19 protein-coding genes, 1 tRNA gene and 1 riboswitch are annotated in these 23,243 nt (G+C 41.8%); of the genes, 17 read left to right on the top strand and 3 right to left on the bottom strand.

The features are described from left to right. Positions 1-20 precede the first annotated feature (20 nt). The 4 genes from murA to B7723_RS01965 all read left to right on the top strand — a co-directional run bounded on the left by murA (position 21) and on the right by B7723_RS01965 (position 3,819). A complete protein-coding gene (gene murA, locus B7723_RS01980; protein ID WP_084849014.1) occupies positions 21-1,304 on the top strand; it encodes a UDP-N-acetylglucosamine 1-carboxyvinyltransferase in 1,284 nt (427 codons plus the stop codon). Further along, positions 1,291-1,485: a DNA-directed RNA polymerase subunit beta gene (locus tag B7723_RS01975; protein ID WP_000739701.1), complete on the top strand. Its 195-nt coding sequence runs from the start codon at positions 1,291-1,293 to the stop codon at positions 1,483-1,485. The genes murA and B7723_RS01975 overlap by 14 nt, the downstream gene beginning before the upstream one ends. A 40-nt stretch (positions 1,486-1,525) precedes the next feature. After that, entirely contained in the window at positions 1,526-2,350 is an 825-nt protein-coding gene (locus B7723_RS01970) for a DNA/RNA non-specific endonuclease (RefSeq protein ID WP_084849013.1), read from the top strand. A 137-nt stretch (positions 2,351-2,487) separates the two neighbouring features. After that, positions 2,488-3,819, top strand: coding sequence for a hemolysin family protein (locus B7723_RS01965; RefSeq protein WP_084849012.1), 1,332 nt, complete (start codon positions 2,488-2,490; stop codon positions 3,817-3,819). Between the two features lie 133 nt (positions 3,820-3,952). Here B7723_RS01965 and B7723_RS01960 read toward each other — a convergent pair. After that, a tRNA-Cys gene (locus tag B7723_RS01960) sits at positions 3,953-4,023 on the bottom strand. 298 nt (positions 4,024-4,321) lie between these two features. On the opposite strand from B7723_RS01960, the gene B7723_RS01955 reads away from it, so the two are divergent. The 5 genes from B7723_RS01955 to B7723_RS01935 all read left to right on the top strand — a co-directional run bounded on the left by B7723_RS01955 (position 4,322) and on the right by B7723_RS01935 (position 10,806). Next, the gene (locus B7723_RS01955; RefSeq protein WP_084849011.1) at positions 4,322-6,301 is read left to right on the top strand and encodes a peptide ABC transporter substrate-binding protein; all 1,980 of its coding nucleotides are present in this window, start codon (positions 4,322-4,324) and stop codon (positions 6,299-6,301) included. A 66-nt stretch (positions 6,302-6,367) separates the two neighbouring features. Further along, the gene (locus B7723_RS01950; protein ID WP_000759891.1) at positions 6,368-7,864 is read left to right on the top strand and encodes an ABC transporter permease; all 1,497 of its coding nucleotides are present in this window, start codon (positions 6,368-6,370) and stop codon (positions 7,862-7,864) included. After that, positions 7,864-8,790 carry an oligopeptide ABC transporter permease OppC gene (oppC, locus tag B7723_RS01945; protein WP_000103692.1) on the top strand — a complete coding sequence of 309 codons (927 nt, stop codon included), beginning with the start codon at positions 7,864-7,866 and terminating at the stop codon, positions 8,788-8,790. Before B7723_RS01950 ends, oppC begins: the two co-directional genes overlap by 1 nt. An 8-nt stretch (positions 8,791-8,798) precedes the next feature. Beyond that, entirely contained in the window at positions 8,799-9,866 is a 1,068-nt protein-coding gene (locus tag B7723_RS01940; RefSeq protein WP_000589650.1) for an ABC transporter ATP-binding protein, read from the top strand. A 10-nt stretch (positions 9,867-9,876) separates the two neighbouring features. Continuing rightward, complete coding sequence (locus tag B7723_RS01935) at positions 9,877-10,806, top strand: ATP-binding cassette domain-containing protein (protein ID WP_084849010.1); 930 nt, start codon at positions 9,877-9,879, stop codon at positions 10,804-10,806. 88 nt (positions 10,807-10,894) lie between these two features. Here B7723_RS01935 and B7723_RS01930 read toward each other — a convergent pair whose 3' ends face one another. Further along, the gene (locus tag B7723_RS01930; RefSeq protein WP_084849009.1) at positions 10,895-12,334 is read right to left on the bottom strand and encodes a TrkH family potassium uptake protein; all 1,440 of its coding nucleotides are present in this window, start codon (positions 12,332-12,334) and stop codon (positions 10,895-10,897) included. A gap of 3 nt (positions 12,335-12,337) precedes the next feature. Continuing rightward, a complete protein-coding gene (trkA, locus tag B7723_RS01925) occupies positions 12,338-13,687 on the bottom strand; it encodes a Trk system potassium transporter TrkA (protein ID WP_084849008.1) in 1,350 nt (449 codons plus the stop codon). Positions 13,688-14,087: 400 nt separating this feature from the next. Here trkA and B7723_RS01915 point away from each other — a divergent pair, with 400 nt between their 5' ends. The 8 genes from B7723_RS01915 to B7723_RS01880 all read left to right on the top strand — a co-directional run bounded on the left by B7723_RS01915 (position 14,088) and on the right by B7723_RS01880 (position 23,208). After that, positions 14,088-14,591 carry a tRNA (cytidine(34)-2'-O)-methyltransferase gene (locus B7723_RS01915; protein ID WP_033629317.1) on the top strand — a complete coding sequence of 168 codons (504 nt, stop codon included), beginning with the start codon at positions 14,088-14,090 and terminating at the stop codon, positions 14,589-14,591. A gap of 40 nt (positions 14,592-14,631) precedes the next feature. After that, positions 14,632-14,850: riboswitch (FMN riboswitch) on the top strand. 153 nt (positions 14,851-15,003) lie between these two features. Beyond that, entirely contained in the window at positions 15,004-15,567 is a 564-nt protein-coding gene (locus B7723_RS01910) for an ECF transporter S component (RefSeq protein ID WP_084849006.1), read from the top strand. Continuing rightward, positions 15,557-16,207 (top strand): phosphatase PAP2 family protein, encoded by a 651-nt coding sequence (locus B7723_RS01905; RefSeq protein WP_084849005.1) that lies wholly within the window; start codon positions 15,557-15,559, stop codon positions 16,205-16,207. The genes B7723_RS01910 and B7723_RS01905 overlap by 11 nt, the downstream gene beginning before the upstream one ends. Positions 16,208-16,480: 273 nt before the next feature. Further along, positions 16,481-17,527 carry a phenylalanine--tRNA ligase subunit alpha gene (gene pheS, locus B7723_RS01900; RefSeq protein WP_084849004.1) on the top strand — a complete coding sequence of 349 codons (1,047 nt, stop codon included), beginning with the start codon at positions 16,481-16,483 and terminating at the stop codon, positions 17,525-17,527. A 23-nt stretch (positions 17,528-17,550) separates the two neighbouring features. After that, positions 17,551-18,231: a hypothetical protein gene (locus tag B7723_RS01895; protein WP_000622616.1), complete on the top strand. Its 681-nt coding sequence runs from the start codon at positions 17,551-17,553 to the stop codon at positions 18,229-18,231. Positions 18,232-18,463: 232 nt separating this feature from the next. After that, entirely contained in the window at positions 18,464-20,869 is a 2,406-nt protein-coding gene (gene pheT / locus B7723_RS01890) for a phenylalanine--tRNA ligase subunit beta (protein WP_084849003.1), read from the top strand. Between the two features lie 249 nt (positions 20,870-21,118). Beyond that, entirely contained in the window at positions 21,119-22,012 is an 894-nt protein-coding gene (locus B7723_RS01885; RefSeq protein WP_084849002.1) for an ABC transporter ATP-binding protein, read from the top strand. Next, positions 22,009-23,208, top strand: a complete 1,200-nt coding sequence (locus tag B7723_RS01880; protein ID WP_084849001.1) for an ABC transporter permease — start codon at positions 22,009-22,011, stop codon at positions 23,206-23,208. Before B7723_RS01885 ends, B7723_RS01880 begins: the two co-directional genes overlap by 4 nt. Positions 23,209-23,243: the final 35 nt, after the last annotated feature.

Here is a 23,243-nt window from a genome sequence, read left to right as displayed (position 1 = left end):
CAAAAGTAAAGGAAACAACTATGGAAAAAATTGTGGTTCAAGGCGGGGATAATCGTCTGGTCGGGAGTGTGACCATCGAGGGGGCAAAGAATGCCGTCTTGCCCTTGTTGGCAGCGACTATTCTAGCAAGCAAGGGTAAGACAGTCTTGCAGAACGTCCCGATCTTGTCAGATGTTTTCACCATGAATCAAGTAGTTCGTGGTCTGAATGCCAAGGTTGACTTTGATGAGGAAGCTCATCTTGTCGAAGTCGATGCTACTGGTGACATCACAGAGGAGGCTCCTTACAAGTATGTCAGCAAGATGCGTGCATCGATCGTTGTCTTGGGCCCAATCCTTGCTCGTGTAGGACATGCCAAGGTATCCATGCCAGGTGGTTGCACCATTGGGAGCCGTCCAATCGATCTCCACCTCAAGGGCTTGGAAGCTATGGGAGCTAAGATTAGCCAGACAGCTGGTTACATCGAAGCCAAGGCAGAACACTTGCATGGCGCTCATATCTATATGGACTTCCCTAGTGTCGGCGCGACACAAAACCTGATGATGGCGGCAACTCTAGCTGACGGTGTGACGGTCATTGAAAATGCTGCGCGTGAGCCGGAAATTGTTGACCTCGCTATTCTCCTTAATGAAATGGGAGCCAAGGTCAAGGGAGCTGGTACCGAAACAATCACAGTGACTGGTGTTGAGGAACTCCATGGAACAACTCATAATGTGGTACAGGACCGTATCGAAGCAGGAACCTTTATGGTGGCTGCAGCTATGACAGGTGGAGATGTCCTCGTTCGTGATGCAGTTTGGGAGCACAATCGCCCCTTAATTTCAAAACTACTTGAAATGGGTGTTGAAGTGACAGAGGAGTCAGAAGGCATCCGTGTTCGTTCTCAACTTGAAAATCTCAAGGCTGTTCATGTAAAAACTTTACCGCACCCAGGATTTCCAACAGATATGCAGGCGCAATTTACAGCTCTGATGACAGTCGCAAAAGGGGAATCCACCATGGTGGAAACGGTGTTTGAGAATCGCTTCCAACACTTAGAGGAAATGCGCCGTATGGGCTTGCATTCAGAGATTATCCGTGACACAGCTCGTATTGTTGGGGGACAGGCTTTACAGGGTGCAGAAGTTCTATCAACGGACCTTCGCGCTAGTGCTGCTTTGATTTTGACAGGTCTGGTGGCGCAGGGAGAAACAGTTGTTGGTAAGTTAGTCCACCTTGATAGAGGTTACTACCGTTTCCATGAGAAATTGGCTCAGCTAGGAGCGAAGATTCAGCGAATCGAGGCAAATGATGAAGAAGAATAAAAACTTACGCTATGTACTCCGTCGTTTACTGTTGATTTTTATCGTACTATTGCTAGGCTTTCTGGCTTTAGGAATCGGCTTGATGGTTGGTTATGGCATCCTAGGAAAGGGACAGGATCCATGGGCAATCTTGTCTCCAGCAAAGTGGCAGGAATTGATTAGCAAATTTACAGGAAATTAGACTGGGAGACCAGTCTTTTTCTAAAGAAATAAGGAGAAAAATGGACAAAAAAACAAGACAAGCTCTGATCGGGTTACTTATATTCTTACTCTTGGCTGCTGGAAGCTACTATATCAAGCAGATGCAGACAGCGCCAAACACCCCTAGAACCAAGGTTAGTCAGAAAAAACAAGCTTCAGAAGCTCCCAGTCAGGAGCTAGCTGAAAGTGTCTTAACTGAGTCAATCAAAAATCAAATCAAGGGGGGGCTCGAGTGGAATGGAGCAGGGGCCTTCATTGTCAATGGCAATAAAACCAATCTAGATGCCAAGGTTTCCAGCAAACCCTATGCGGATAATAAAACAAAGACAGTGGGAAAAGAAACAGTTCCAACTGTTGCCAATGCCATCTTATCCAAAGCGACTCGGCAGTATAAGAATCGTGAAGAAACTGGAAATGGATCTACCTCTTGGACGCCACCAGGATGGCATCAGGTCAAGAATCTAAAGGGAGCCTACACACATGCAGTTGATAGAGGACACCTGCTGGGCTATGCCTTGATAGGTGGTTTGGATGGTTTTGATGCTTCTACCAGCAATCCCAAGAACATTGCAGTCCAGACAGCTTGGGCAAACCAAGCACAGGCTGAAGACTCGACAGGCCAGAACTACTATGAGAGTTTGGTCAGAAAAGCCTTGGACCAAAACAAGAGAGTCCGTTATCGGGTGACGCTCCACTATGCGACAAATGAGGACCTAGTTCCATCTGCTTCACAAATCGAAGCCAAGTCTTCAGATGGCGAATTGGAATTCAATGTCCTAATCCCCAATGTTCAAAAGGGAATCCAGCTTGATTACCGAACAGGGCAAGTAACAGTGACGGATTAGAAACAATAGATACAATAAAAAAACAGCTTCTTTGTCTTCTAGAGGCAGGGGAGTTGTTCTTTAAATGAAAAATAATGTGAATCCTGAGGGATTTTATGATATAATGGAACACAAGATACTATTTTAGGAGAAGGACTATGGAAGACCCGAGCAGTCAGAATTTGTTGCTACAGTTTGTATTGTTATTTATCTTGACCTTGTTAAATGCTTTTTTCTCAGCCACTGAAATGGCGATGGTGTCACTAAACCGTTCCCGAGTGGAGCAAAAGGCAGAAGAGGGAGACAAACGTTACATTCGTTTGTTAAAGGTACTTGAAAATCCTAACCACTTTTTATCAACCATTCAAGTCGGTATCACCTTGATCACGATCTTGTCAGGGGCAAAATTGGCAGATACACTTGGACAAGTAATTGCCTCTTGGATGGGGAATGGAGAAACAACTTATGCCATTGCAAGTTTCCTCTCTTTGGCATTCTTGACCTACATCTCTATTGTTTTTGGTGAACTCTATCCTAAACGGATTGCCCTTAATCTAAAAGATGCCTTAGCCATTCGCTCTGTTCCGATTATCATTGGGCTTGGGAAGATTGTCAGTCCCTTTGTCTGGTTGTTATCTGCTTCAACCAATCTCTTGAGTCGTTTAACGCCAATGACCTTTGATGATGCGGATGAAAAAATGACTCGAGATGAAATTGAGTACATGTTGACCAAAAGTGAGGAAACTTTGGATGCGGATGAAATCGAGATGTTACAAGGGATCTTCTCTCTAGATGAGCTGATGGCGAGAGAAGTCATGGTTCCTCGGACAGATGCCTTTATGGTGGATATTCAGGATGATAGTCAAACCATTATCCAAAGTATTCTAAAGCAAAATTTCTCACGTATCCCTGTTTATGATGGGGATAAGGACAATGTGATTGGTTTGATTCATACCAAGCGTTTGCTAAACGCTGCCTATGCAGATGGCTTTGAAAACATTGTCTGGAAGAAGATCTTACAAGATCCACTCTTTGTTCCTGAAACTATTTTTGTGGATGACTTGCTAAAAGAATTGCGAAATACCCAAAGACAAATGGCCATTTTGCTCGATGAATACGGTGGTATGGCTGGACTGGTCACACTGGAAGACCTGCTGGAGGAGATTGTCGGAGAAATCGACGATGAGACAGACCGAGCAGAAATCGAAGTCCATCAAATCGGTGAGGACACCTATATTGCACAGGGAACCATGAATCTTAATGACTTCAATAACTACTTTGGTGTCGAACTAGAAAGCGATGATGTGGATACCATCGCCGGTTATTATTTGACGGGTGTTGGTACGATTCCAACAACTGAAAAAATCAGTTATGAACTGGTCAGTCAAAACAAGCAAATCGTCCTGACCAATGATAAGGTGAAAAATGGACGTGTTACCAAGGTAAAAGTTCAAATCACAGAACTAGAACCTGAAGAAGAAACAGAATAAAGCAGTGACTTGAGTCACTGCTTTTTGTAAATCTAGATGGTAGATACAGTTATCCCTAGCTATTAGGGTTAACAAAAAAGCCCGATTTTTTGGGCTTTTTATTTGGTTGATTCCTGTTCATTCAGGTACTGAAAGGCGGTAGACGGATTTGAACCGACGATCAAGCTTTTGCAGAGCCGTGCCTTACCACTTGGCTATACCGCCTCAACGTTTATTATTATACCTTGAAAATCATTTCCCGTCAATAGTTTCTTATTCTAAAATCCAATTTAGGAAAACAGATGATGATTGAAGAAGTGAGAAAAAGCTTGTAAAAATCCCTTTCTAAAGAAGATCAGACTAGAAAGTATTTCTTGAAGAAACAAACAAAGAATGCAGAAATTTTGACAAATAGAAGTTTTTTGAGGAAATGCGCCTAAATATTCTGAAAATTCGTTTACTTTTTAAAAAATATATGTTATAATTTCCAATAAGCCTAAATTTTTCAAGAGGAGTTAAAAACATGAAAAAAAGTAGAGTATTTGTTGCAGCAGGTGTTGCTTTATTAGCAGCAGGAGTACTAGCTGCTTGTGGTTCTTCAAAATCATCTGATTCAACAGCGCCAAAAAATTATGGCTATGTTTATACAGCTGACCCAGAAACGTTGGATTACCTCATTTCAGGGAAACAAAGTACTAAGGTTGCCACTTCAAATGGTATCGACGGTCTTTTCACAAACGACAAGTATGGGAATTTAGTTCCTGCAGTTGCAGAAGACTGGTCAGTTTCAAAAGATGGTTTGACTTATACCTACAAGATTCGTAAAGGTGTCAAATGGATGACATCTGATGGCGAAGAGTATGCTGAAGTAACAGCCAAAGACTTTGTAAATGGTTTGAAACACGCAGCTGACAATAAATCAGCAGCTAAGTATCTAGCAGAAGATTCAGTTAAAGGTCTAGCTGACTATATAGCTGGAAACAATAAAGATTTTGCTTCAGTCGGTGTAAAAGCAGTTGATGATTACACCCTTGAATACACTTTGAACAAACCAGAACCATACTGGAACTCTAAGCTGGCCTACTCAATCTTCTGGCCATTGAACGAAGAATTTGAAAAATCAAAAGGATCTGATTTTGGTAAAGCGACTGACCCTACATCATTGCTTTACAATGGACCATTCTTGCTGAGAGGTTTGACTGCTAAGTCATCTATCGAATTTGTGAAGAATGAAAACTATTGGGACAAAGACAATGTTCATCTTGATAAAGTAACACTTGCTTACTATGATGGTTCAGATCAAGAATCAATTGAACGTAACTTTACAAGTGGGGCTTATAGCTATGCCCGTCTCTTCCCAATAAGTTCAAACTACTCTAAGGTAGAAGAAACATACAAAGACAATATCTACTACACTCCATCAGGTCCAGGTATTGGTGGTTTGGGTGTAAATATTGACCGTCAAGGTTACAAATACACTTCTAAGACAACTGATGAAGAGAAGACTTCTACTAAGAAAGCCCTTCTTAACAAGGACTTCCGTCAGGCTTTGAACTTTGCCTTTGACCGTACTTCTTACTCAGCACAAATTAATGGTAAGGAAGGTGCTCCTCTTGCAGTTCGTAACCTCTTTGTGAAACCAGACTTTGTCTCTGCAGGCGAAAAAACTTTCGGTGACTTGGTAACTGAAAAGATGGCGGCTTACGGTGATGAATGGAAGAATGTAAACTTTGCGGATGGTCAAGATGGACTTTTCAACGCCGATAAAGCCAAAGCCGAATTTGCCAAAGCTAAAACAGCATTGGAAGCAGAAGGTGTGAAATTCCCTATCCACTTGGATATCCCAGTAGACCAAACATCTAAAAACTATATCGCACGTATTCAATCCTTCAAACAATCCGTTGAGACAGTACTTGGAGAAGAAAACGTAGTCATCGATATCCAACAAATCACTACAGATGAACTACAGAATATTACATACTACGCAGCTAGCGCAGCGGCAGAAGATTGGGATCTCTCAGGTGCTGTTGGATGGAACCCTGACTATGAAGATCCATCAACTTACCTTGATATCTTGAAAACAACGAATGCTGAACAAACAAAAACCTATATGGGTTACGAAGGTGCAGATAATGCTGCAGCGGCTCAAGTTGGTTTGAAAGAATACGATAAGTTAGTTGATGAAGCAGGAAAAGAAACAAGTGACTTGAATGTTCGTTATGAAAAATATGCGGCTGCCCAAGCTTGGTTGACAGATAGCTCACTCTTCTTGCCAGCTATGTCATCAAGTGGTGCTGCACCAATCATTTCTCGTGTTGTGCCTTTCTCTGCATCATACAGTCAATCTGGAGATAAGGGCTCAGACGTATACTTTAAGTATATTCAGTTACAAGACAAGGTTGTAACAAAAGCTGATTATGAACAAGCTCGTGAAAAATGGCTCAAAGAGAAAAAAGAATCAAACGAAAAAGTTCAAAAAGAATTGGCTAATCACGTTAAATAAATAACTCTCAAGAGAACTTTCTCTCCATGAGGAGAAGGTTCTTTTGGGATTTTAAAAGGAAACGATATGAAGAAATATATTTTTATGCGTGTATTGCGTTCATTGTTGTCTATTTTCTTGGTGACAACCTTGACATACACAATTATTTATACGATGGTTCCTCGAAAATTGATTTTCAAGCAGGATACCAACTATAACAAGATTGCAACGACGCCGGACAAGCGGGATAATTATGAAAATACCGTTTATGAACGGATGGGTTATATCGAGTACTACGATACCAAAGAGTTGCAAGAAAGAGCGAGCACGATGGACTCATCTGTAACAGTGGATGCCAATGATACCAATAAGGCAATCTATGAAAAATACATCAACCAACTAGGAAATGGTTGGACACTCGGTGTGTTCTCAGAAAGTGGTCAATTCTATGCTACGCGTGAAATTCCAATTTTTGAACGTGTTTTCAAATTCTATGCGAACTTGATTGATATTGATCATCCAAACAAAATTCAAGACCCTGAAAATCCAAACTTGCAACGTTATCTTCGTTTTGAAAATGACCCTGCTATCGGTTGGTCATTGGTTGGTTCAGGTACAAAACACAAATACCTTTTGTATTTCAACAATCAATTCCCATTTGTACACCAAAACTTTGTGAACATTAACTTGGGAGATTCTTACCCAACTTATGCAAACACACCAGTGCTTCAAGTTATCACACAAGGTCAGGGACAAACTAAGACATCAGAAGTTCAATTCCCTACAGGTAAAAAGACTTCATCTGTAGATATTTACTCTCGTACTTACAAATCTCCAAGTCAAGCAGATGCGCGTGAAGTAGCCAACTATGGTAAAGACGATCCATATACAGCTACAGAAAGCAATTATCAATATCCTTCAATGATCGCAAGCTCAGCGGTTGCTGGTTTGATTGGTTTGATTATTTCGTATGCGATTGCGATTCCACTTGGATCTGCCATGGCTCGCCACAAGAATACTTGGATTGATAGCTTCTCGACAGGTGCCCTTACCTTCTTGCTTGCCCTTCCAACGATTGCCTTGGTTTATATCGTCCGCTTGATTGGATCATCAATTGGTCTGCCTGACTCATTCCCTATCTTGGGGGCTGGAGATTGGCGTTCTTATGTCTTACCAGCAGTTATTCTAGGTTTGTTGGGTGCGCCAAGTACAGCTATCTGGATTCGTCGTTACATGATCGACTTGCAATCCCAGGACTTTGTACGTTTTGCTCGTGCTAAAGGTTTGTCTGAAAAAGAAATTTCAAATAAACACATCTTTAAAAATGCCATGGTTCCACTGGTTTCAGGTATTCCTGGTGCCGTAATCGGGGTTATTGGTGGTGCAACATTGACAGAAACAGTCTTCGCTTTCCCAGGTATGGGTAAAATGTTGATTGACTCTGTTAAGGCATCAAACAACTCAATGGTTGTTGGTCTTGTCTTCATCTTCACGTGTATTTCTATCTTCTCACTCTTTGTAGGAGATATCTGGATGACCATGCTTGACCCACGTATTAAATTGACAGAGAAAGGAGGCAAATAATGTCAACAATCGATAAAGAAAAATTTCAGTTCGTAAAACGTGACGATTTTGCCTCTGAAACAATTGATGCTCCTGCCTATTCATACTGGGGTTCTGTATTTAGACAATTTCTAAAGAAAAAATCAACCGTCTTTATGCTAGGAATTTTGGTTGCCATTATCTTGATGAGCTTTATTTACCCAATGTTCTCAGATTTTGATTTCAACGATGTAAGTAAGGTCAATGACTTTAGTGCTCGTTTTATCAAGCCCAATGCTGAACATTGGTTTGGTACAGATAGCAATGGTAAATCCTTGTTTGATGGGGTTTGGTTTGGTGCGCGTAACTCTATTCTCATCTCTGTAATTGCAACTTTTATCAACCTTGTAATTGGGGTTATTGTTGGTGGAATCTGGGGAATTTCAAAATCTGTAGACCGTGTCATGATGGAAGTTTATAACATTATTTCAAACATTCCATCTCTCTTGATTGTTATTGTCTTGACTTACTCAATTGGTGCTGGTTTCTGGAATTTGATTTTTGCCATGAGTGTGACAACTTGGATTGGGATTGCATATATGATTCGTATCCAAATCATGCGTTACCGTGACTTGGAATACAACCTTGCCTCTCAAACACTTGGAACACCAACCTTTAAAATCATTGTTAAAAACATCATGCCGCAATTGGTATCTGTTATTGTTTCTACAATGACCTTGATGTTGCCAAGCTTCATCTCTTATGAAGCCTTCCTTTCCTTCTTTGGATTGGGATTGCCTGTAACAGTGCCAAGTTTGGGACGTTTGATCTCAGATTACTCACAAAACGTTACGACCAACGCTTACTTGTTCTGGATTCCATTGACAACCTTGATCTTGGTATCCCTATCTCTTTTCGTTGTTGGTCAAAACCTAGCGGATGCTAGTGATCCACGTACACATAGATAGGAGTAGGCATGATAAAAGGAAAAGATGTAATTTTGACTGCTCGTGATATTGTCGTGGAATTTGACGTTCGTGACAAAGTTCTGACGGCTATCCGAGGAGTTTCTCTAGACTTGATTGAAGGAGAAGTTCTTGCCTTGGTAGGTGAGTCCGGTTCTGGTAAATCTGTTTTAACAAAAACCTTTACAGGGATGTTAGAAGACAATGGACGTATTGCCCAAGGAAGCATCGACTATCGTGGACAAGACTTGACCGCTCTAACTTCTAACAAGGAATGGGAGAAGATTCGTGGTGCTAAAATTGCGACTATCTTCCAAGACCCTATGACAAGTTTGGACCCAATCAATACAATCGGTAGCCAAATCACTGAAGTTATCATTAAACACCAAGGGAAAACAGCTAAGGAAGCCAAAGAGATGGCAATCGACTATATGAACAAGGTCGGAATCCCAGATGCTGAAAAACGTTTTGAAGAGTATCCTTTCCAATATTCTGGAGGGATGCGCCAACGTATCGTTATTGCGATTGCCCTTGCCTGTCGTCCAGATATCTTGATCTGTGACGAGCCAACAACGGCCCTTGACGTTACCATTCAAGCGCAAATCATTGATTTGCTTAAAACCTTGCAAAATGAGTACCACTTTACCATTATCTTTATCACCCATGACCTTGGTGTGGTAGCAAGTATTGCCGATAAGGTAGCGGTTATGTATGCTGGTGAAATTGTAGAATACGGAACTGTTGAGGAAGTCTTCTACGATCCACGTCATCCATATACTTGGAGTCTCTTGTCTAGCTTGCCTCAGCTTGCTGATGATAAAGGGGAATTGTACTCTATCCCAGGAACACCACCGTCTCTTTATACTGAGTTGAAAGGTGATGCCTTTGCCCTTCGGTCAGATTATGCGATGCAAATTGACTTTGAACAGAAAGCACCTCAGTTTTCAGTCACTGATACCCACTGGGCTAAGACTTGGTTGCTTCATGAGAATGCTCCTAAAGTTGAAAAACCTGGAGTCATTGCAGATTTGCATGACAAGATTCGTGATAAAATGGGCTTTGCTCATCTAGAAGACTAGGAGGAAGGAAATGTCTGAAAAATTAGTAGAAATTAAAGATTTAGAAATTTCCTTCGGTGAAGGAAGTAAGAAGTTTGTTGCGGTTAAAAACGCCAACTTCTTTATCAACAAGGGAGAAACCTTCTCTCTTGTTGGTGAGTCTGGTAGCGGGAAAACAACGATTGGTCGTGCCATTATTGGTCTAAATAATACTAGTAAAGGTGAGATCATCTTTGATGGTCATAAGATTAATGGGAAAAAATCTCATAAGGAATCATCAGACTTGATCCGTCGCATCCAGATGATTTTCCAGGACCCTGCAGCGAGCTTGAATGAGCGTGCAACAGTTGACTATATCATCTCTGAAGGTCTTTACAACTACCACTTGTTCAAAGACGAAGAAGATAGAAAAGAAAAAGTTCAAAAGATGATTCATGAAGTTGGACTTTTGAAAGAACACTTGACCCGTTATCCACACGAGTTTTCTGGTGGTCAACGCCAGCGTATCGGGATTGCCCGTGCCCTTGTGATGGAACCTGATTTCGTTATTGCGGATGAGCCAATTTCAGCCTTGGACGTATCAGTGCGTGCGCAAGTCTTGAACTTGCTCAAGAAGTTCCAAAAAGAGTTGGGCTTGACTTATCTCTTCATCGCGCATGACTTGTCAGTTGTTCGCTTTATCTCAGATCGTATCGCGGTTATCTATAAGGGAGTTATCGTCGAAGTGGCGGAGACAGAGGAGTTGTTTAACAATCCTGTCCACCCATACACTCAAGCACTTCTATCTGCTGTACCGATTCCAGATCCAATCTTGGAACGCAAGAAGGTTTTGAAAGTTTACGATCCTGACCAACATGACTATAAGACAGATAAGCCATCTATGGTAGAAATTCGTCCAGGTCACTACGTTTGGGCTAACCAAGCAGAACTTGCTCGTTACAAGAAAGCTCTTAAAGAATAAACAAATTAGGAGAGGACCGAAAGGTCTTCTCATTTTTAATAGAAAAATTCCCCTTCTACTGGCTTGTAAAAGGGGAATTGTATTATCATTAGCGTTTAGACCAAGTGCGTTTCATAAAGAGTAGCAAAATTGGGTAAATCTCTAAGCGACCTGCGATCATTGCAAAGGAGAGGAGGATTTTAGAGATGGGACTAAAGATGGAAAAACTCGAGATTGTACCTAGAATAGGTCCGATATTGTTAAAACAGCTGAAGACCGCACTGGTTACGACTAGAAAATCATTGCTATCAAGACTGACGATAAAGATGAGAGAGAGAATAATCATCATATAGATAGCAAAATATTTAAGAATCTTGTGCTGGGTATCCTTATCAATCACAGTTTTATTGACGTGTAGAGTCAAAACACGGTGAGGGGATAAAGTGGACAAAATCTGATTTTTTGCGATTTTAGAGAGGATAAGTCCTCTGATCACCTTAAGACCACCTGCAGTTGAGCCAGCTGATCCACCGATTCCCATGAGGAAGAGGAGGATAAATTGGGAGAAGAGGGGCCAGTTGGTAATATCTCCGTAACCAAAACCTGTTGTCGTGATGATATTGGAAACCTGAAAGAAGGCCATTTCAACGCTTTTAGAGACACCTTGGTAGAGGTGGAGCGTATTAAGAGTAATCAAGCCGGTAGAAACTAGGACAATGATGATATATGCTCGTAGTTCTTCATCTCCAAAGAAAGCCTTAACCCGACGGAGCATGAGGTAGTAGTAGAGATTGAAGTTAACCCCAAAAACCAACACTCCGATACTAACTAGATAGGTGATGAGTGAGCTACCGTAGTGGGCAATTCCGTCGTTATAGACGGTAAAGCCCCCAGTTCCTGCTGTTCCCATAGCGATGACAAAACTATCATAGAGAGGCATGCCTGCTAGATAGTAGATAACCACAAAAAGGGAGAAGAGAGCCAGATAAAGCAGATAGAGAATCTGGGCAGTGTTTTTTAGCTTGGATACGACCTTGCCAAAGACAGGTCCAGGGACCTCAGCCTTCATCACCTCCAAGTGACTATTCTTTGCATTGTCCATAATGGCAAGTGCAAAGACGAGCACCCCCATCCCTCCAATCAAGTGGGTGAAACTTCGCCAGAAGAGGAGGGAACGAGTGAGAACGGAAACATCGTTCAGGATAGTTGCTCCTGTAGTCGTAAATCCAGAACTGATTTCAAAGAAGGCATCGATGACGCTGGGGATTTGTCCTGAAAAGACAAAGGGGAGGCCACCAAAGAAAGACCAGAGAATCCAACAGAGGGCAACAATTAAGACTCCTTCCTTGGCATAAATCCGTTGATTTTTCGGTTTCCGTAAAATGCCTAGACCACCGAGAAGGACTAAAATTCCAATCGTAGAAAAGAGAGCGATAAATACTTGACTGGATTCTTGGTAATAGATCGCTACACTAACAGGAACTAGGAGAAGAACAGCCTCAATCAAGAGAAGTTTTGAGAGGAGGTAACGAATCATACTTTTATTCATTTTTTACCTCTCAATCAAATCATAAATTTTGGTGATATTTGGCAATAAGGTCGTCACGAGTAACTTGTCTCCCACCTCAAGCCTATCCTCTCCAGTAGGGAAGATTGTTTTTCCTTTTCGGATAATGGCTGCGATGAGTACCCCTTTTTTCAATTTCAACTGTGATAGAGGTTTGGCAGTCATTTTATTAGCTTCCTTGATTTGGAATTGGAGAGTTTCAATTTGACCATTTGCGAGATGGTGCATGGCTTGAAGGTCTGAGTACTGAGCGTTTACTCGACCACGGATAAAGTGCATAATGGTATCCACTGCGATGCTTTTTGGTGTGATGATACTTGAAAAATCAGGTGCGTGGATAATCTCTAAAAGGCTTGTTCGGTTGACCTTGGTGATATTCTTATGGACGCCAACACGGTCAAGAAACATAGAGGTGATGATATTTTCCTCATCAACCCCAGTCAAGGTTGCGACTGCATCATAGTGGGGAGCACTTTCTTCCAGTAAAATGTCTTTTGCAGTTCCATCTCCTTGAACAATATAGAGATTGGGGAACTTTTCACTGAAGAAACGAGCTCTTTCAGGATTGATCTCGATGACCTTGGTATCAATGCGACTGTCTTTTAAAATGCCTAGTAGATAATAAGCGATTTTTCCAGCCCCGACGATAAGCAAGCTTTTCACTGCACGAGATTTAAAATAGTTATGGAAAAGCATCATATCTACACGATTTCCCGTAACAAAAATCCTATCCTTGTCTTGAATAATAACATCACCGCTTGGAATCATCAGTTGATGATCTCTCTCCATAGCACAGACAATGACATTACCAAACTTTTTACGGAAGTCTGAGATTGGCATTTGACAAAGACCGCTAGAATCCTTGATAACAAACTCCATGAGACTGACCCGACCTCCAGCAAATCGTTCGACAGAGAGGGCATTAGGGAAATCAATGATATTTGAGATCGCACGCGCTGCCAGGAGCTCTGGATTAACAATAAGTGAAAATCCAAGAATATTTTTCTCTTTAAAATAGGCATTAGAGTATTCAGGATTTCGCACCCGAACGATGGTTTCTTTAGCGCCCATTTTTTTAGCAAGTACCGCTGAAATCATATTCACTTCATCGTGTTCGGTTAGGGCGATAAAGATATCGCACTCTTGGACACCGGCTTGCTCTAAGATGGCAAAGTCAGCACCATTTCCAAGGAGACCTATGATATCATAGCGACTGACAATGTGATTGAGGACAGCCTCATCTTGTTCGATGAGGACAACGTCATGGTTTTCTGCAACCAGTGAACGACAGAGGGCGAAACCAACTTTCCCTCCACCAACAAGGACAATTTTCATATAAAAAACCTACTTTTTCATGATGTAACTATCATACCCTTTTTTAGCAAAAAATGCACTTGCTAAGGCGATTTTTAGGGGAAGAAAGGCTTTTTTCAAGTTTTGAAGATACATTTGCTTAACTTCTATAACGATGTCCCCGATTTGAAGTGATTTGGCTCTTTTACCATACCTTTTCAGAAAGGGAATGACCAAACATGAAAATATCATTAAAAAAAGTAAAAAAATCAAGTCATTTCTATTGACAATGATTCTGAAAGTGTTATACTAAGGAAGTAGTTTCGCTGATTTACTTCAAACCTGTTGTGAGGTAAGTTAACGATGCCTTAACCACGCTGTTTGCTGAGCTTGACTCCGGGCAGTGTGGCTATTTTTTTGCAATGATAAAAGGAAGCCAGTCATGACAAATCACATTGTATTATTTGAACCTCAGATTCCACAAAATACAGGTAACATTGCGCGTACTTGCGCTGCGACCAATTCTCCCCTCCACATCATCAAACCGATGGGATTTCCCATTGATGATCGGAAGATGAAGCGGGCTGGTTTGGACTACTGGGATAAGCTTGAGATTTATTTTTATGACAGTTTGGAAGATTTCATGTCTCAGATGAAGGGTAAACTCTATCTGATTTCAAAATTTGCGGAAAAGGTCTATTCTGAAGCAGATTTATCAACTGACGAGGACCATTATTTTCTCTTCGGACGTGAAGACAAGGGCTTGCCTGAGGACTTTATGCGCGAACATCCTGAGAAGGCTCTCCGTATTCCTATGAACGATGAACATGTCCGCAGTCTCAATGTTTCCAATACCGTCTGCATGATTGTCTATGAGGCTCTTCGTCAGCAAAATTTTGCAGGTCTTGAGCTTGTTCACACCTATGAAGCAGATAAATTGAAATAATCAAAATGCTTGCACTTGCAAGCGTTTTTTGTTATGATAAAGGGGTCTTCAGGGCTGGGTGAGATTCCCGACCGGCGGTGACTTTAACTAGCTATTCTGGCTTACTCTTCGTTGTCTTGTCTCGATATACTTTAAGTATTATCTTCGACTGCGACGCTTAGATAAATCTAAAATATCTTAGCCAAATAAGTCCGCGAGCGCAAGCTGATGTGGTGCGATTCCACAACCGACAGTATAGTCTGGATGGGAGAAGACGAAAGAATGGCTTTGTCTGTTCTGATGAGTTTATAGATGAATTGCAACCGCTTGCTCAAAAGAGTGAGAGGGAACTTTTGGGATATAAAAAGTGAGAATAGATAGAGGGATCCTTTCCAACTTCTTCTGATTTTATAGAAAATTGGAGGAACCTGTTATGACAAACACACGTCGACTTTCGACCATTGCGATTTTATCAGCCATTTCATTTGTGTTGATGTACTTTGACTTTCCGCTCTTGCCAGCGGCGACCTTCCTCAAGATCGAGTTTAGTATCTTGCCAGTCCTTGTGGGCTTGGTGGTGATGGATTTGCCTGCTGCTCTAGGGATTCTCTTGCTGCGATCACTCTTGAAGTTACTTCTCAATAGTCAGGGAGTGAATACTTACATTGGGTTGCCAATGAATATTGTAGCCTTGGGAGTTTTTGTCATCGTCTTTGGTTTGATTTGGAAAAAGGAACGCAGCATCCTTCGTTTCCTACTAGCATCTCTAGCGGGAACTTTTGGATTGACTTCTGCCATGTTGGTTCTCAACTATGTCTATGCGGTTCCTTTATACGCGCAGTTTGCCAACTTTGATATTGGAAAAATTATGGGACTTTCCAACTACCTCATGACCATGGTATTACCTTTCAACTTGATTGAGGGTGTAATCTTTGCTGTTTCATTCTGGTTGTTATACGTCCTCTTGAAACCAACCTTAAAACATTATGAGAGATAAACAAACATTTTTAATGAAGGGCAGTTTTGCCCTTTTACTTTTCGTCCTTCTTGGCTATATGGTCAAGTTTTACCCCGAAACGCTGGTCGGTTTTGACCAACCGCTTCAGACAGCTATTCGTGGGGACTTGCCAGATTATTTGACAGTTCTGTTCCGAGCCATCACACGCCTGATCGATATCCCAGTGATTATCACCTGGGTTGCCATCGCAGCCGTTATCTTTTATCGTAAGCAGTGGAAAATAGAAAGCTACTTCATGGCGGGCAATCTAGCCTTAGCTGGTCTTTTAATCGTGACCTTTAAAAATATTTACCAGCGCCCACGACCAGCTATCTTACATTTAGTCGAGGAGAAGGGATTTTCCTTCCCAAGCGGGCATTCTCTGGCTGTAACCTTGATGGTAGGCACTTTGATTGTCATTCTCAGTCAACGAATTAAAGATCCAGTCTGGAGAAAAATCGTGCAAATCGTCCTTGGCTTCTACCTAGTCAGTGTGCTGGTATCAAGAGTCTATCTGGGAGTTCACTACCCATCAGATGTCCTTGCCAGTCTCTGTGTGGGTTTGGGAGTCCTGTTTATCGAGTTTCCCTTCTATGACAAACTTCGCTTCCAATGGCGATTTAAAGGCAAGCAGAAGTGAGATAGGTCTTGCAAGAATGGTAAAAATCTGATAAACTATGTAGTAATTGAATAGGAATCTGCAAGACTAGTAACTCAAGGGAAGTATATCAGGGAGGAGAGCCGTGACTGCAAGCTCTCTATATGAAAGCTGGGCGAATTCACTTGCGCATGGATTTAGAAATGAAGGTCTGACTTGTCAGATGAAAACGGATGGTACCGCGTGTCAACGCTCCGAGTGGAGTTTTTGGCATGTGGTTTTCTTTTTATCTGATAAGTGACTGATGGAGGAATTATGTCAACTATTGAAGAACAATTAAAAACACTTCGCGAAGAAACGCTAGCTAGCTTGAAGCAGATTTCTGCTGAAAATGAAAAAGAGATGCAGGATTTGCGTGTCTCTGTCCTTGGTAAAAAAGGTTCGCTTACTGAAATACTCAAAGGGATGAAAGATGTCTCTGCTGAGATGCGTCCGATTATCGGGAAACACGTCAACGAGGCTCGTGATGTCTTGACAGCTGCCTTTGAAGAAACAGCTAAGCTTTTGGAAGAAAAGAAAGTCGCGGCTCAACTTGCTAGCGAGAGCATCGATGTGACACTTCCAGGTCGTCCAGTTGCGACTGGTCACCGTCACGTTTTGACACAAACCAGCGAGGAAATCGAAGACATTTTCATTGGGATGGGTTACCAAGTCGTGGATGGCTTTGAAGTTGAAAAAGACTACTACAACTTTGAACGCATGAATCTTCCAAAAGACCACCCAGCTCGCGATATGCAGGACACTTTCTATATCACAGAAGAAATCTTGCTCCGTACTCACACGTCTCCAGTTCAGGCGCGTGCTATGGATGCCCATGATTTTTCAAAAGGTCCTTTGAAGATGATCTCACCAGGGCGTGTTTTCCGTCGTGATACCGATGATGCGACCCACAGTCACCAATTCCACCAAATCGAAGGCTTGGTTGTTGGGAAAAATATCTCTATGGCTGACCTGCAAGGAACGCTTCAACTCATCGTGCAGAAAATGTTTGGTGAAGAGCGCCAGATTCGTCTGCGTCCATCTTATTTCCCATTCACAGAGCCATCTGTTGAAGTGGATGTTTCTTGCTTCAAGTGTGGTGGAGAAGGCTGTAACGTATGTAAGAAAACAGGTTGGATTGAGATTATGGGGGCAGGTATGGTTCACCCACGTGTCCTTGAGATGAGTGGTATCGATGCGACAGTATACTCTGGTTTTGCCTTTGGTCTTGGACAAGAGCGTGTAGCTATGCTCCGTTACGGAATCAACGATATCCGTGGCTTCTACCAAGGGGATGTCCGCTTCTCAGAACAGTTTAAATAATGAATCAAACATGAGGATATTTTATGATTTCGGAACAAAACTATAATAAACTTTTAGAGGAGTTTGGTGATATTTCTTCATTCGCTATTTATAAAGAATCTAAAAATAATGATATAGCAACTTCTGATGATATTTCCTTTGAGGAAGCTATAAGAAATAATCAAAAGGCTTTTATAAATCCTTCAAATATTATTCTTATGGTAAATCCCTCAGCTAAAAGAGAACATTCACCTGATAGTAATTTTTCTTCGTTTCATCATTCTAATATAAATGATCGTCATTTAAGATTTCTAACTATGAAATCAGAAACATTTTGGAGAAATCTGTATGGTTCATATGTAACTGATCTTTTTCCTAATGTTGTTGAATCTGATATGGATAATGTAATTCTCTCCATAAAAGATGACAATGAAAAGAATCTCCGAAAACAATCATATAAAAAATTAATTAAACAATTAGAAATATTGTCTCAAGATTCAAAAGAAGAAAAGTTAAATATTTATGTTTGTGGTGCTTTGGCAAAGAGTAAGCGAAAAGATTTTATTTTTTTTATAGAAGAGTTATTAGAAGAAGTTTTGGAAAACTCAGATTTTAAAATAGAACTAAATTTTTATGCTGTTTATCATCCTGGTTATCAAAATTTAAAAAAATTAATTGATGGTGGTTGTGAAAAAATAATTATCAATTCTATGAGCATTAAATGAAATATTTCTTGGCATAGGAGTTACATTTTATATATAAAAATGCAACTTTATAGAAAGGGTATGTTCATAGAGTTGTGGCTAAAAACTTTTATTATTTAGAGATGGTAAGGGATAAGAGCTTTTACTAAACCAAACAAAAGTTGGAAAACACAAAATGAAAGGATCTAAACGAGGGTCAAAGGAAATATAGGAATGTCATCTAGATTTCAGCATAGCCCTTGGTATCTTATATATGTTAGTTAGTTATAAATGGTTAAAAGAATTGGTGGACATTGATGTGCCATCACAAGAGTTGGCTGAGAAAATGTCAACTACAGGAATCGAGGTCGAAGGTGTCGAATCACCGGCTGCTGGTCTCTCAAAAATTGTCGTCGGTGAGGTCTTGTCTTGCGAAGATGTGCCAGAAACTCACTTGCATGTTTGTCAGGTTAATGTGGGTGAAGAAGAAGTTCGTCAAATCGTTTGTGGTGCTCCAAATGTGCGTGCTGGTATCAAGGTCATGGTGGCACTTCCGGGAGCTCGTATCGCGGACAATTACAAGATCAAAAAAGGGAAAATCCGTGGTTTAGAGTCTCTCGGAATGATTTGTTCACTTGGTGAATTAGGTATTTCTGACTCAGTTGTGCCAAAGGAATTCGCAGATGGTATCCAAATCTTGCCTCAAGATGCTGTTCCTGGGGACGAAGTCTTCTCATATCTAGACTTGGATGATGAAATTATCGAACTTTCCATCACACCAAACCGTGCGGATGCTCTTTCTATGCGTGGGGTAGCGTACGAAGTGGCAGCCATCTATGACAAGGCAGTCAACTTCAAAGAATTTAGCTTAACAGAAACAAATGAAGTTGCAGCAGACGCCCTTTCTGTAGGCATTGAGACAGACAAGGCGCCTTACTATGCGGCCCGTATCTTGGATAATGTGACCATCGCACCAAGTCCACAATGGTTGCAAAATATCCTCATGAATGAAGGCATCCGTCCAATCAATAACGTAGTAGACGTAACCAACTACATCCTGCTCTACTTTGGTCAACCGATGCATGCCTTTGACTTGGATACCTTTGAAGGGACCGACATCCGTGTGCGTGAAGCGCGTGCTGGTGAAAAATTGGTGACCTTGGACGGTGAAGAGCGTGACTTGGAAGCAAATGACTTAGTCATCACTGTCGCAGACAAGCCAGTAGCCCTTGCAGGTGTCATGGGTGGTCAAGCAACAGAAATCTCTGAAAATTCTAGTCGTGTTGTCCTTGAAGCAGCTGTTTTCAATGGCAAATCGATCCGCAAGACTAGCGGACGCCTCAACCTTCGTTCTGAGTCGTCTTCTCGCTTTGAAAAAGGCATCAATGTGGCAACTGTTAATGAAGCCCTTGATGCGGCGGCTAGCATGATTGCTGATCTTGCAGGTGCGACGGTGCGTAAGGGCATCGTTTCAGCGAGGGAGCTTGACACTTCAGATGTGGAAGTTTCTTCAACCCTTGCAGACGTTAACCGCGTCCTTGGTACGGAGCTTTCCTATGCTGATGTGGAAGATGTCTTCCGTCGTCTTGGCTTTGGCCTTTCTGGCAATGCAGAAAGCTTTACAGTCAGCGTACCCCGTCGTCGTTGGGATATCACTATCGAAGCTGACCTCTTTGAAGAAATCGCCCGTATCTATGGTTATGATCGCTTGCCAACTAGTCTTCCAAAAGATGACGGTACAGCTGGTGAATTGACTGCGACACAAAAATTGCGTCGCCAAGTTCGTACCATCGCTGAAGGAGCAGGTTTGACAGAAATCATTACCTACGCTCTGACAACGCCTGAAAAAGCAGTTGAGTTCACAGCTCAACCAAGTAACCTTACAGAACTCATGTGGCCAATGACAGTGGACCGTTCTGTCCTCCGTCAAAATATGGTCTCAGGTATCCTTGATACCGTTGCCTACAACGTGGCTCGTAAGAACAAAAACTTGGCTCTTTACGAGATTGGAAAAGTCTTTGAACAAACAGGCAATCCAAAAGAAGATCTACCAAATGAGATCAATAGCTTTGCCTTTGCCTTGACAGGCTTGGTTGCAGAAAAAGACTTCCAAACAGCAGCAGTTCCAGTTGATTTCTTCTATGCTAAGGGAATCCTTGAAGCGCTCTTTACTCGCTTGGGACTAGAAGTGACTTATACAGCAACAGCTGAGATTGCAAGCCTCCACCCAGGACGTACGGCCGTGATTTCACTCGGCGACCAAGTTCTTGGTTTCCTTGGCCAAGTGCATCCAGTCACTGCCAAGGCTTACGATATTCCAGAAACTTATGTAGCGGAGCTCAACCTTTCAGCCATCGAAGCAGCGCTTCAGCCAGCTACTCCATTTGTGGAAATCACCAAATTCCCAGCAGTCAGCCGTGACGTGGCTCTACTCCTCAAGGCAGAAGTCACTCACCAAGAAGTTGTAGATGCTATCCAAGCTGCCGGCGTGAAACGTTTGACAGATATCAAACTCTTTGACGTCTTCTCAGGCGAAAAACTGGGAGTTGGTATGAAGTCAATGGCCTATAGCTTGACCTTCCAAAATCCAGAAGACAGCTTAACAGATGAAGAAGTCGCACGCTATATGGAAAAAATCCAAGCATCACTCGAAGAAAAAGTGAATGCAGAAGTACGTTAACTCATCAATCCATCCTTCGGGGTGGATTTTTAGTTTCAAAAGGACAGTTCAGAAGAGAAAAGCGATAGTTGAGGAGGAAGCCATCTCAGAAAGTATTTGATGAGTTATACTATACCTATCACTGAAGTACTTAAAATTTATTAAAGATAGGATACTTTTGCTACTTATAATCCGATAAAATAGACATAAATCGTTGTAAAGTCTATCAAAAAGGAGTATAATAAGTGCAACATATCTCGGAGGTGGAAAATGTTAGAAGTAAGAAATCTAGAGAAAAGTTTCGGTCCCAAGCAAGTCTTGTTTGGTGTCGATTTTCAGGCAAGTCCAGGACGAATTCTAGGGCTGGTCGGAAAAAATGGTGCTGGGAAAACAACGATTTTCCACAGTATGTTGAAATTTTTAGAGTATCAAGGAGAGATCAGTCTGGATGGGCAGGAGATTCGTCAGGAAACCTATGCTCGGATTGGCTATCTGCCTGAGGAACGCAGCCTCATGCCCAAGTTGACAGTCCTTGAACAAGTTCGCTACTTGGCGACTCTAAAAGGTATGGATGCTAAGGAAGTCAAGGAAAAACTCCCTCAATGGATGGAAAAATTGGAAGTGAAGGGCAAATTGACCGACAAAATCAAGAGTCTTTCCAAAGGGAATCAGCAGAAAATTCAGTTGATTATCACCCTGATCCATGAGCCTGACTTGATTATCTTGGATGAGCCTTTTAGTGGTTTGGATCCAGTCAATACCGAGTTGCTCAAGCAGGTCATCTTAAAAGAAAAAGAGCGTGGTGCGACCATTATCTTTTCAGACCATGTCATGACCAATGTCGAGGAGCTTTGCGATGATATTCTGATGATTCGAGATGGGCGTGTAGTCTTGCATGGACCGGTCCAAGAAGTTCGCAATCAATACGGGAAAACGCGTCTCTTTGTTTCAAGTGAACGAAGTAAGGAAGAATTGGAAAGTCTTCCTCATGTCAAACAGGTGAGCTTGACCAAGCAAGGCAGTTGGAAATTGATCCTCGATGATGAGGGTGCTGGAAGGGAACTCTTCCCAATCCTGACTCAAGGTCAATACATCGCGACCTTTGACCAACAAGCTCCAACAATCGATGAAATCTTTAAACTAGAATCAGGGGTGGAAGTATGAGAAATATGTGGGTAGTTATTAAAGAAACTTATCTGCGACATGTCAAGTCCTGGAGTTTCTTCTTTATGGTCATTTCACCATTCTTTTTTATCGCTCTAACTGGAGGAATTAGCTATCTTCAAGGATCTTCTATGGCTAAAAATAGCAAGGTAGCTGTGGTAACAACTGTACCATCTGTAGCAGAAGGGCTCAAGGATACCAATGGTATCAACTTTGACTATCAGGATGAAGCCAGTGCCCAAGCTGCCATCAAGGATGAAAAAATCAAGGGTTATCTAACCATTGACCAAGAGGACAGTGTCCTCAAGGCCGTCTATCATGGTGAAACTTCTCTTGAAAGTGGCATCAAACTAGCAGTAACCAATAAGTTAAACGAACTGCAAAACCAACTCAATCGCTCGGCGGCTAATTTGTCCCAAGAGCAGGAAAAACGCCTGGCTCAAACTGTTGACTTTACCGAGAAGATTGATGAATCCAAAGAAAATAAAAAGATGGTCCAAACCATTGCGGCTGCGGGGCTTGGTTTCTTCCTTTATATGATTTTGATTACCTATGCTAGTGTCACTGCTCAGGAAGTAGCTAGCGAGAAAGGAACAAAAATCATGGAGGTGGTCTTCTCTAGTATCCGAGCTAGTCATTATTTTTACGCTCGCATGCTGGCTCTACTTCTTGTGATTTTGACTCATATTGGCATTTACGTCGTGGGTGGTCTGGCTGCCATTCTGCTCTTTAAAGACCTACCAATCTTGGCGCAATCTGGGATTTTAAACCATATAGGAGAGGCCTTCACAGTCAATACCTTATTATTTATCTTAGTGAGCCTCTTTATGTACGTAGTTTTGGCAGCCTTCCTTGGTTCCATGGTTTCTCGTCCTGAAGATGCCGGTAAGGCCTTGTGGCCATTGATGATCTTGATTATAGCAGGATTTATGGGGGTAACAGCCTTGGGCGCTGCTGGGGACAATTTAGTTCTGAAAATTGGTTCCTATGTTCCTTTCATCTCGACCTTCTTTATGCCATTTAGAGCTATCAATGGTTATGCAAGTGATTTAGAAGCTTGGATTTCACTAGCGATTACAGTCGTTTTTGCAGTGACTGCAACAGCCTTTATCGGACGCATGTATGCTAGTCTAGTCCTTCAAACAGATGATTTAGGTCTATGGAAAAGCTTCAAACGTGCTTTAGCTTACAAATAGCAATAGAAACCTCGTTTTCACGAGGTTTTTGTGAT

Source organism: Streptococcus oralis subsp. oralis (assembly GCF_002096435.1).
In the GTDB taxonomy this organism is placed as follows: Bacteria; Bacillota; Bacilli; order Lactobacillales; family Streptococcaceae; genus Streptococcus; species Streptococcus oralis_AA.
Note: the sequence above shows the minus strand (reverse complement) of the source record. Positions and strands in the feature narration are given on the sequence as shown.